Here is a 9,801-nt window from a genome sequence, read left to right as displayed (position 1 = left end):
ACGAGGTCGTGCTGGTCATCATCGGCGGCCTGTTCGTCATCGAGGCGCTGTCGGTGATCATTCAGGTCATCTCGTTCAAGACCACCGGCAAGCGCGTGTTCCGCATGGCGCCGATCCACCATCACTTCGAGCAGCTCGGCTGGACGGAACCGCAGGTCGTGATCCGCTTCTGGATCATCGCCATGGTGCTGGCCCTCATCGGCCTGTCGACGCTGAAGCTGCGCTGAGGAACCGGACATGCTTGCGCTGGAGCATCTCAAGGGTCGCCGCATCGCCATCCTCGGGCTTGGCCGGGCCGGCCGGGCCGTGGCGCGGGCCGCCGTGGCCGGCGGCGCGGCCAGCGTCGTCGTGCACGACGACAACCCCGATGCGGTCGCCCGGGCCGGCCTTTCCGGCGTCGATCAGGCCGACCTCGCCACCGGGCCGTGGCCGGTGCTCGATCTTCTGGTGACGAGCCCGGGCCTTGCCCACCTCTACCCCCACCCCCACCGCGTGATCGCGCGCGCGTGGGAGGCCGGGGTGCCGGTCGATAACGAGATCGGGCTCTATTTTGCCGAGATTGCCGCCGCCGGCGCCACGGTGATCTGCATCACCGGCACCAACGGCAAGTCCACCACCACGGCCCTGACCCGCCATCTGGTGGCGCAGAGCGGCCGCGCAGTGCACATGGGCGGCAACATCGGCGTGCCGGTGTTCGATCTGGAGCGGCCGGAGCCCGGCGATATCGTGGTGCTGGAGCTGTCGTCCTACCAGACCGATCAGGCCCGCCGGCTCGATCCCGATATTGCCGTGTTCCTCAACCTCACCCCCGACCACTACGACCGTCACGGCGGCCGCGGCGGCTATTTCGCCGCCAAGCGCCGGCTGTTCGAGGTGGGGCGGCCCGCGGTTTCCGTCGTCGGCACCGACGAGGAGGAAGGCCGCTTCCTTGCCAATATGATGCGGGCGGCCGGCGAACCGGGCGGCTCGGTCGCCGTCATCTCCGCCACCCGGCCGCCGGTGGCCAGGGGGCTGTCCTACACCTTCAGCGACGGCGCCATTGCCGAGACGCGCGACGGGGCGGAGCGCGCGCGCTATCCGCTCACGGGCATCGGCTCGCTGCGCGGCATCCACAATGCCCAGAACGCCGCCGCCGCCATCGCCGCGGTGCGCGCCGCCGGGCTCGATGCCGCCACCGTCGCCGCGGGGCTTGCGACCTTTCCCGGCCTCGCCCACCGCCTCGAAGTGGTCGGGCGGGCCGGCAAGGTGCTGTTCGTCAACGATTCCAAGGCCACCAATGCCGATGCCGCGGCCCGCGCGCTGGCGAGCTTCCAGACCATCTACTGGATCGCCGGCGGCAAGCCCAAGGCGGGCGGCATCGCCGATCTCGCGCCGTTTTTCGGCCGGATCGTGAAGGCCTACCTGATCGGCGAGGCCGAGGCGGAATTCGCCGCGACCCTTGAGGGCGTGGTGGATTTCGAGCGCTGCGGCACCCTTGCCGCCGCGACCGCCGCCGCCGCGCGCGATGCCGCCGCGGATACCGGCGCCGAGCCGGTGGTGCTGCTTTCCCCGGCCTGCGCCTCGTTCGACCAGTTCCGTTCCTTCGAGGAGCGGGGCGAGGTGTTCCGATCGCTGGCAGCCGGCCTTGAGGGCGTGACGATCGAAGGAGAAGCCTGATGGCCTCGCGCATCGACCGCAGTCCGGTTTCCGAGTGGTGGTGGACGATCGACCGCTACCTGCTGTTCACGCTCATGTTCCTGCTCGCTTCCGGCGTGGTGCTGTCGTTCGCGGCAAGCCCGGCGGTGGCCGAGCGCATCGGCGCCGGCACCTATCACTTCGTCAAGAACCAGGCGTTCTATGCCGTGCCGGCGGCGCTGACGCTGGTGGCGGTGTCGCTGCTCAGTCCGCCGCAGGTGCGCAAGGCGGCGTTCATCCTGTTCGCCGTCATGCTGCTGTGGACCATCGCCACGCTGTTCTTCGGCACGGAGATCAAGGGCTCGCGGCGCTGGCTCGTCATCCAGCCGACGGAGTTCCTGAAGCCCGGCTTCGTGGTGGTGGTGGCCTATGTGCTGGCGGAAGGCATCCGGCGGCCGGGCTTTCCCGGGCGCATGCTCGCCATCGCGCTGCTGATCATGACGCTCGCCCCCGTGGTGGCCCAGCCCGACCTCGGGCAGGCGACGCTGCTGACCATCACCTGGAGCGCGCTGTTCTTTCTGGCCGGTCTGCAGTGGTTCTTCGTGGCCGGCCTCGCCGTTGCCGGCGGCTTCGGCCTGGTGGGCGCCTATTTCGTGTTTCCGCACTTCGCCGGCCGCATCAACCGCTTCCTCGATCCCACCAGCGGCGACACCTTTCAGGTCGACACCGCCATGGATTCCTTTGCCGCCGGCGGCTGGTTCGGCGTCGGCCCCGGCGAGGGCACGATGAAGCGCATCCTGCCGGATGCCCACACCGACTTCGTGTTCGCGGTGACGGCAGAGGAATTCGGCATCATCGCCTGCATCGGGCTCGTGGCGCTGTTCGGCTTCATCATCCTGCGCGGTCTCAACCATGCGCGCGAGGAGCCCGATCCGTTCGTGCGCTTTGCCACTGCCGGCCTCGTCATCCTGTTCGGCGTGCAGGCCTGCATCAACATGGCGGTGAACCTGCACCTGATGCCCGCCAAGGGCATGACGCTGCCGTTCATCTCCTACGGCGGCTCGTCGCTGGTGGCGATTGCGCTGGAAATGGGCTTCGTGCTGGCGCTCACCCGCCGCCGGCCGCGCGTCGACAGCGTGCTGCGGCCGCTGACGCTCATCCGGCAGGAGCGGCCGGCATGACGCGCCCCGGCGGGAAAACCGTTCTGCTGGCCGCCGGGGGAACCGGCGGCCATCTGTTTCCGGCGCAGGCCCTCGCCCACGCCCTCGGCGAACGCGGCTGGACGGTGGATCTGATCACCGACGAGCGGGCCGACAAATACGGCTCCGCCTTCCCGGCGCGCACGGTGCATATCGTTGCGTCCGCCACCGTCACCGGCCGCTCGCCGGTGGCGCTGGCAAGAACCGGCTTCGCACTGGCACGCGGCCTCGTGCAGTCGCTCGGCATCGTCGGCCGGGTCCGGCCGGCGGTCGTCGTCGGCTTCGGCGGTTACCCGACCGTGCCGCCGCTGACCGCCGCGCGGCTGCGGGGCGTTCCCACCATCCTGCACGAACAGAACGCCGTGGTGGGCTGGGCCAACCGCCTGCTGGCAAAGCACGCCACCCGCATCGCCACCGGTTTTGAACGCCCGAAGGGCACGCAGGAGTGGACCGCAAAGCTGGCGCTGACCGGCAACCCGGTGCGGCCGGCGGTGCTGGAAGCCGCCCGCACGCCCTATGAGGCGCCGGTCGCGGGGGGCGCGTTCCGCCTTCTGGTGTTCGGCGGCAGTCAGGGCGCGCGCGCCTTTGCCGATCTGGTGCCGCCGGCCATCGCCCGGCTCGACCCCGCCCTGCGCGCCCGCCTGAAGCTGACCCAGCAGGCCCGGCCGGAAGATATGGAGCGGGTGCGCAGGGCCTATGCCGATCTCGGCGTTGCCGCCGAACTCGCCCCCTTCTTCACCGACATGCCGGCGCGCATGGCGGCAAGCCATCTCATCGTGTGCCGCTCCGGGGCCTCCAGCGTGGCGGAACTGTCCGTCATCGGGCGTCCGGCGGTGCTGGTGCCGCTGCCCCACGCGCGCGATCAGGATCAGGCAACGAATGCCGCCGTTCTGGCGGGCGTGGGCGCGGCCTGGCCGATTGCCCAGACGGATCTGACCGCCGACCCTGACCGGCTGGCGAAGGAAATCACACAGCTGGCCGGCGCCCCGGAGCGTCTGGCCGCGGCGGCGGCCGCCGCCCGCGCGATTGCGATGCCCGACGCCGTGGAGCGTCTGGCCGATCTCGTCGAGGCGACCGCCCGCAAAGACGGAGATCTCACCCCATGAAAATGCCGCGCGACATCGGCCCCGTTCACTTCGTCGGCATCGGCGGCATCGGCATGAGCGGCATCGCCGAAGTGCTGCACAATCTCGGCTACCCGGTGCAGGGCTCGGACATTGCCGAAAATGCCAACGTCGCCCGCCTGCGCGAAAAGGGCATTGCCGTGGCCATCGGCCACCGGGCGGAGAACCTCGGGGCGGCGACGGTCATCGTCGTCTCGTCCGCGGTCCGGCGCGACAACCCGGAGCTGGTGGCGGCGCGCGCCCGTTTCCTGCCGGTGGTGCGCCGGGCGGAGATGCTGGCCGAGCTGATGCGCCTGAAGCAGTCGGTCGCCATCGCCGGCACCCACGGCAAGACCACCACCACCTCGCTGGTGGCCGCCCTGCTCGATGCCGGCGGGTTCGACCCGACGGTCATCAACGGCGGCATCATCAACGCCTACGGCACCAACGCCCGCCTCGGCGCCGGCGAATGGCTGGTGGCGGAGGCCGACGAATCCGACGGCACCTTCCTGAAGCTGCCGGCCGACGTGGCCGTGGTCACCAACATCGACCCCGAGCATCTCGACCATTACGGCTCGTTCGAGAAGGTGCGCGCGGCCTTCGAGCAGTTCGTGGAGAACGTGCCGTTCTACGGCTTCGCCGTGATGTGCCTCGATCACCCGGAGGTGCAGAGCCTGGTGCGCGAGATCGAAGACCGCCGCATCATCACCTACGGCTTCAATCCGCAGGCCGACGTGCGCTGCTCCGACGTGGCCATGGGGGCGCGCGGTTCCACCTTCTCGGTCTCCATCCACGACCGGGCGACCGGGGCGAGCAAGCTCATCGAGGGGCTGTCGCTGCCGGTGCTCGGCCGCCACAACGTTTCCAACGCCACCGCCGCGGTGGCCGTGGCCGACCGGCTGGGCATCGGCGCGGAGGCGATCCGCCGCGGCCTTGCCGGCTTCGGCGGCGTCAAGCGGCGCTTCACCCATACCGGCACCTGGAACGGCGTCGATATCTTCGACGATTACGGCCACCACCCGGTGGAAATCCGTGCCGTGCTCAAGGCCGCGCGCGAGGCCACCAGAGGCCGCGTCGTGGCCGTGGTGCAGCCCCACCGCTACACCCGCCTGCAGAGCCTGTTCGCCGATTTCTGCACCTGCTTCAACGACGCGGAAACCGTGATCGTCGCCGATGTCTATGCCGCCGGCGAGGCGCCCATTGCCGGCGTGGACCGCGAGGCGCTGGTGCAGGGCCTGAAGACCGGCGGCCACCGCGACGTGGTCTCGCTGGCCGACCGCGCCGATCTCGCCGCGCTGGTGCAGGCGCGGGTGAAGCCGGGCGACATCGTGGTCTGCCTCGGCGCAGGCTCCATCACCCAGTGGGCCTATGCGCTGCCGAAGGAGCTGGCGGCACTCGATCCGGTGCCGGCGCAATGAGCGCGGGCGAGGCGCTGAAGGCGGCCATCGAGGCCGCCGCCGGCGGGCCGCTGCGCGGCCACCTCATGGCCGATGCGCCGATGGCAAGCTTCACATGGTTCCGCACCGGCGGGCCGGCGGACGTGCTGTTCCTGCCGGCCGATGCCGCGGATCTGGCCACCGGACTGGCCGCCATTCCCGCCGGCGTGCCGGTGACGGTGCTGGGGCTCGCCTCCAACACGCTGGTGCGCGACGGCGGCATCGAAGGCGTCGTCATCCGGCTGACGGCGAAGGCTTTTGCGGCCATTTCGGTCGAAGGCTGCGAAATCACCGCCGGCGCCGGCGCGGCGGATGTGCGCGTGGCGCGCGCGGCGGCGGAAGCCGGGCTGGCGGGGCTGTCGTTCCTGCGCGGCATTCCCGGCGCCATCGGCGGCGCCCTGCGCATGAATGCCGGCGCCTATGGCGCGGAGACCGCCGACCGCTTCGTGCGGGCCGAGGCGCTGGACCGGCAGGGCCGGCCCGTGCGCCTGTCGCGCGACGACATGGGTTTTTCCTACCGGCGCACCGCCGCCCCCGGCGACCTGATCTTCACGCAGGCCACCTTCGCCGGCACGCCCGGCGACCGCGACGCCATTCAGGCGGAGATGGACGCAATCACCGCCTCGCGCGAGGCGACCCAGCCGGTGAAGAGCCGCACCGGCGGCTCGACCTTCAAGAACCCGCCGGGCGAGAGCGCGTGGAAGCTCATCGACCGCGCCGGCTGTCGCGGCCTTACCATCGGCGCCGCGCAGGTCTCCGGGCTGCACTGCAACTTTCTCCTCAACACCGGCGGCGCCACGGCAGCCGATATCGAGCGCCTCGGCGAAACGGTCCGCGCACGGGTGAAGGAGACCAGCGGAATCGATCTCCACTGGGAGATTCGCCGCATCGGCCGGCTGCCGGAAGGCGCCGCCGTTTCGCCGCTGCCGCGCCATCAGGATTAACGAATCGCCGATTCGCGCCGGCCCGGACGCGGCTGGCCGCCCGCCCTGTCTCTCCACACCGTGCCTGACGGGCAAAGTGTGGCCAACCGGTTACAATTTGAGACAAATCCCGCCTTTCCGACGGCAACAATGCCGCCGCAAGGCTGTGGCAGAACGAACACATCCGGCAGCGAAATGCACTGCGGTCCGGGTGTTCTTGCGAGGGAAAAGAGCATGAGCCAAGCCAAGCATGTCGCCGTCCTGATGGGCGGCTGGGTGAGCGAGCGGCCGGTGTCGCTCAACTCCGGCCGGGCCTGCGCCGCCGCGCTTGAAGAGGCCGGCTACCGCGTGACGCCGGTCGATGTCGGTCACGACATTGCCGCCGTGCTGGAGCGGTTGCGGCCGGACGTGGCCTTCAACGCCCTGCACGGCCGCTTCGGCGAGGACGGCGCGATTCAGGGCCTGCTGGAAATCATGCAGATTCCCTACACCCACTCCGGGGTTCTGGCCTCCGCCGTGGCCATGAACAAGGAAAAGGCCAAGGGCGTTTTCGCCGCAGCCGGCCTGCCCGTTGCAAACCACCGCATCGTGACGCGGGCCGAGGCCGCGCGCGACCATGTGATGGCGCCGCCCTATGTGCTGAAACCCATCTGCGAGGGTTCGTCGTTCGGCGTGCTGATCGTGCGGGAAGGCGCGAACCGGCCGCCGGAAGCCCTGTCGTCGGCCGGCTGGCACTACGGCGAGGTGCTGATGGCGGAGCGCTTCGTGGCCGGTCAGGAGCTGACCTGCGCGGTCATTAACGATTCCCCCACCGGAATTATCGAAATCGTCCCGGTGGGCTACGCCTTCTATGACTATGATTCCAAATATCTCCCGGGCGCATCGCGTCACGAACTGCCCGCCAGGCTTAAACCGAAAATTTACCAAAATGTCCAAAAACTAACCCTCGAAGCGCACCGGGCGCTGGGGTGCCGCGGGGTTTCGAGGTCGGATTTCCGTTACGACGCGGAAAAGGACGATCTCGTGATCCTGGAGGTTAACACCCAGCCCGGGATGACAGGGACATCGCTGGTTCCGGAACTCGCCGCCCATCAGGGCATGAGTTTCCCCGAACTGGTGAGCTGGATGGTGGAGGACGCGAGTTGCGATCGGTGAGGCGACAGACCAGAGGGAGGGAGGCGTGGTCCGGGTCGGCCGAAGCCGGCCTGCCGATCGGCCGGTCGCGCCGGGGCATCCTCGCGCGCACGATGGACGAGCTGGAGGCGGTGCCGCGCGGCACCGGCACGGCCGGCGCCATCACCTTCCTCGGTCTGACGCTGGCCTACGGCATCATCGCCGGCGGCCACAGCGCGGCGGTCATCGATGCCGCGACGGCCTCGTCCGGCTTCGCCATCACCGCGGTGAAGATGAGCGGGCAGGCCGAGACATCCGACTCGGCCCTGCTGGCCGCCCTCGCCATCGATCCCGGCGTGTCGCTGGTGGCCTTCGATGTGTCGTCCGCCCGCGAGCGGGTGCAGGCGCTGCCGTGGATCGACACCGCCACGGTGCAGAAGCTCTATCCGAACACTCTCGCGGTGAAGGTGAGCGAGCGCACGCCCTATGCGCTGTGGCTCAACGACCACCGCTTCTTTCTCATCGACGAAACCGGCCGCGTGATTGCCGAGGACGTCGACCCCACGGCCCACCCGCTGCCGCTCGTGGCCGGCAACGGCGCGCCGCAGCTTGCCCGTGAGGCCTTCGACATGGTCAACGCGGTGCCGGGCCTCGCCGGCAAGCTGCGCGGGCTGGTGCGCATCGGCGAGCGGCGCTGGGATGTGGTGCTGAAGGACGGCATCGTGCTGCGCCTGCCGGAACAGAACCCGATCGAGGCGCTGACCGGCATTGCCCAGCTCGATGCCGAAAGCGGCCTGCTCTCGCGCGATATCGATGTCGTGGACCTGCGCCTGCCCGACCGTGTCGTGGTGCGCCTCACCGGGAGCGGCATGGAAACGCGCACCGAACAGCTCAAGAAGATCAAGGCGAAACCCAAGGGAGCCGATACATGATCCGCACCGGCTCCGATTCCACCATGCGCCTGAAACCGCTGCCGCAGCACCGCTCCTCGCTCGTCACCGTGCTGGATGTCGGTTCCACCAAGGTTGCCTGCCTCATCGCACGGCTCAAGCCGCGCAGCGAGGCCGACATCCTGTCCGGCCGCACCCACGCCATCGAGGTGCTGGGCTATGGTTATCAGCGCGCCCGCGGCCTCAAGTCGGGCGTGGTGGTCGATCTGGACGCGGCCGAGCAGGCGATCCGCCTAGCGGTCGATTCGGCCGAGCGCATGGCCGGCGTGACGGTGGAATCGCTCATCGTCACCGTCACCTGCGGCCGGCTGGCGAGTTCCGCCTTCTCCGCGCAGGTGGACGTTTCCTCCGGCACGGTGGGTGAAAGCGACATCCGCCGCGTGCTTTCGGCCGGCGGCAGCCATGCCGTCGATGCCGGCCGCACAGTGATCCACACCCTGCCGACCGGGTTCACGCTCGACGGCAGCCGCGGCATTCAGGAGCCGCGCGGCATGCTGGGCCGCCGGCTGGGCATCGATCTCACCGTGGTGACGGCGGAGACGGCGCCGCTGCGCAACCTGCTGCTGTCGGTCGGCCGCAGCCATCTCGACATCGAGGCGGTGGTGGCGACGCCCTATGCCAGCGGGCTCGCCACGCTGGTGGACGACGAGGCGGAGCTGGGCTGCGCGTGCGTCGACATCGGCGGCGGCACCACCTCCATCGCCGTCTTCAACGACGGCCATCTGGTTCACGTCGATGCCCTGGCGATCGGCGGCGCCCATGTGACGCTCGACATCGCCAACGGCCTTTCCATCCGGGTGCAGGATGCCGAGCGGCTGAAGACGCTGCACGGCACCGCCCTTGCCGGCACCAGCGACGAACGCGACGTGCTGGTCATCAATCCGGTCGGGGAATACGACGCCGGCTCCTCCCATCAGGTGCCGCGCGGCCACCTCAACCGCATCATCCGCCCCCGGGTGGACGAAATTCTTGAGCTCGTGCGCGACCGGCTGGCGGCCTCTGGCTTCGCCGGACGCATCGGGCGCCGGGTCGTGCTGACAGGCGGCGGCAGCCTGCTCACCGGCATGCCCGACGTAGCCCGCAGGGTTCTCGGACGTTCGGTGCGCCTTGGCCGCCCGCTCGGGGTGGCCGGTCTGCCGGATGCCGCCAAGGGCCCGGCATTCGCCGCAGTGGTAGGCCTCGTCGTCTACCCGCAGGTGGTTCAATACGAACAGGTGCCGGTGCGGTTCTCCCGCTCGGTGCTGACCGGAACCGACGGCTATCTGGCCAGGGTCGGGCGCTGGTTCAAGGACGGTTTCTGATGGACGAACAGACTGAGCTGCCGGCTAGCGGCAACGATGACATTGCCTACAGCGTGCCCGCCGGCGGCGACATCCGGCGCCAGGGCGAGACCACGACCCCGATTATGACCAATGGACGGACCTCCGCAGGCGATGCGGGCAAGGACAACGAGGCTGCCATGA

8 protein-coding genes and 1 pseudogene are annotated in these 9,801 nt (G+C 69.7%); all 9 read left to right on the top strand.

Features of this window, described 5'->3' with window-relative positions; all coding sequences use genetic code 11:
• Nucleotides 1–227 (top strand): annotated as a pseudogene (gene mraY / locus V7067_RS12140) (phospho-N-acetylmuramoyl-pentapeptide-transferase); the annotation flags it as partial.
• A gap of 10 nt (nt 228–237) precedes the next feature.
• Nucleotides 238–1,656, top strand: a complete 1,419-nt coding sequence (gene murD / locus V7067_RS12135; protein ID WP_334176166.1) for a UDP-N-acetylmuramoyl-L-alanine--D-glutamate ligase — start codon at nt 238–240, stop codon at nt 1,654–1,656.
• Nucleotides 1,656–2,795, top strand: a complete 1,140-nt coding sequence (locus V7067_RS12130; protein WP_334176165.1) for a putative peptidoglycan glycosyltransferase FtsW — start codon at nt 1,656–1,658, stop codon at nt 2,793–2,795. The genes murD and V7067_RS12130 overlap by 1 nt, the downstream gene beginning before the upstream one ends.
• Complete coding sequence (murG, locus tag V7067_RS12125) at nt 2,792–3,919, top strand: undecaprenyldiphospho-muramoylpentapeptide beta-N-acetylglucosaminyltransferase (protein ID WP_334176164.1); 1,128 nt, start codon at nt 2,792–2,794, stop codon at nt 3,917–3,919. The genes V7067_RS12130 and murG overlap by 4 nt, the downstream gene beginning before the upstream one ends.
• Nucleotides 3,916–5,334, top strand: a complete 1,419-nt coding sequence (gene murC, locus V7067_RS12120; protein WP_334176163.1) for a UDP-N-acetylmuramate--L-alanine ligase — start codon at nt 3,916–3,918, stop codon at nt 5,332–5,334. Before murG ends, murC begins: the two co-directional genes overlap by 4 nt.
• Complete coding sequence (gene murB / locus V7067_RS12115; protein ID WP_334176162.1) at nt 5,331–6,296, top strand: UDP-N-acetylmuramate dehydrogenase; 966 nt, start codon at nt 5,331–5,333, stop codon at nt 6,294–6,296. Before murC ends, murB begins: the two co-directional genes overlap by 4 nt.
• A gap of 213 nt (nt 6,297–6,509) precedes the next feature.
• Nucleotides 6,510–7,430 (top strand): D-alanine--D-alanine ligase, encoded by a 921-nt coding sequence (locus tag V7067_RS12110; RefSeq protein ID WP_334176161.1) that lies wholly within the window; start codon nt 6,510–6,512, stop codon nt 7,428–7,430.
• The gene (locus V7067_RS12105) at nt 7,427–8,320 is read left to right on the top strand and encodes a cell division protein FtsQ/DivIB (protein ID WP_334176160.1); all 894 of its coding nucleotides are present in this window, start codon (nt 7,427–7,429) and stop codon (nt 8,318–8,320) included. Before V7067_RS12110 ends, V7067_RS12105 begins: the two co-directional genes overlap by 4 nt.
• The gene (gene ftsA, locus V7067_RS12100) at nt 8,317–9,639 is read left to right on the top strand and encodes a cell division protein FtsA (protein WP_334176159.1); all 1,323 of its coding nucleotides are present in this window, start codon (nt 8,317–8,319) and stop codon (nt 9,637–9,639) included. Before V7067_RS12105 ends, ftsA begins: the two co-directional genes overlap by 4 nt.
• Nucleotides 9,640–9,801 lie beyond the last annotated feature (162 nt).

Source organism: Pseudoxanthobacter sp. (assembly GCF_036822375.1).
Taxonomy (GTDB): domain Bacteria; phylum Pseudomonadota; class Alphaproteobacteria; order Rhizobiales; family Segnochrobactraceae; genus Pseudoxanthobacter.
This window is presented reverse-complemented; position numbering and strand designations above follow the sequence as displayed.

Excerpts from the sequence above, each read along its gene's own strand:
- ftsA (WP_334176159.1), top strand. The coding sequence starts at position 8,317 with ATGATCCGCACCGGCTCCGATTCCACCATGCGCCTGAAACCGCTGCCG.
- murG (WP_334176164.1), top strand. The coding sequence starts at position 2,792 with ATGACGCGCCCCGGCGGGAAAACCGTTCTGCTGGCCGCCGGGGGAACC.
- murD (WP_334176166.1), top strand. The coding sequence starts at position 238 with ATGCTTGCGCTGGAGCATCTCAAGGGTCGCCGCATCGCCATCCTCGGG.
- murC (WP_334176163.1), top strand. The coding sequence starts at position 3,916 with ATGAAAATGCCGCGCGACATCGGCCCCGTTCACTTCGTCGGCATCGGC.
- murB (WP_334176162.1), top strand. The coding sequence starts at position 5,331 with ATGAGCGCGGGCGAGGCGCTGAAGGCGGCCATCGAGGCCGCCGCCGGC.
- V7067_RS12130 (WP_334176165.1), top strand. The coding sequence starts at position 1,656 with ATGGCCTCGCGCATCGACCGCAGTCCGGTTTCCGAGTGGTGGTGGACG.
- V7067_RS12110 (WP_334176161.1), top strand. The coding sequence starts at position 6,510 with ATGAGCCAAGCCAAGCATGTCGCCGTCCTGATGGGCGGCTGGGTGAGC.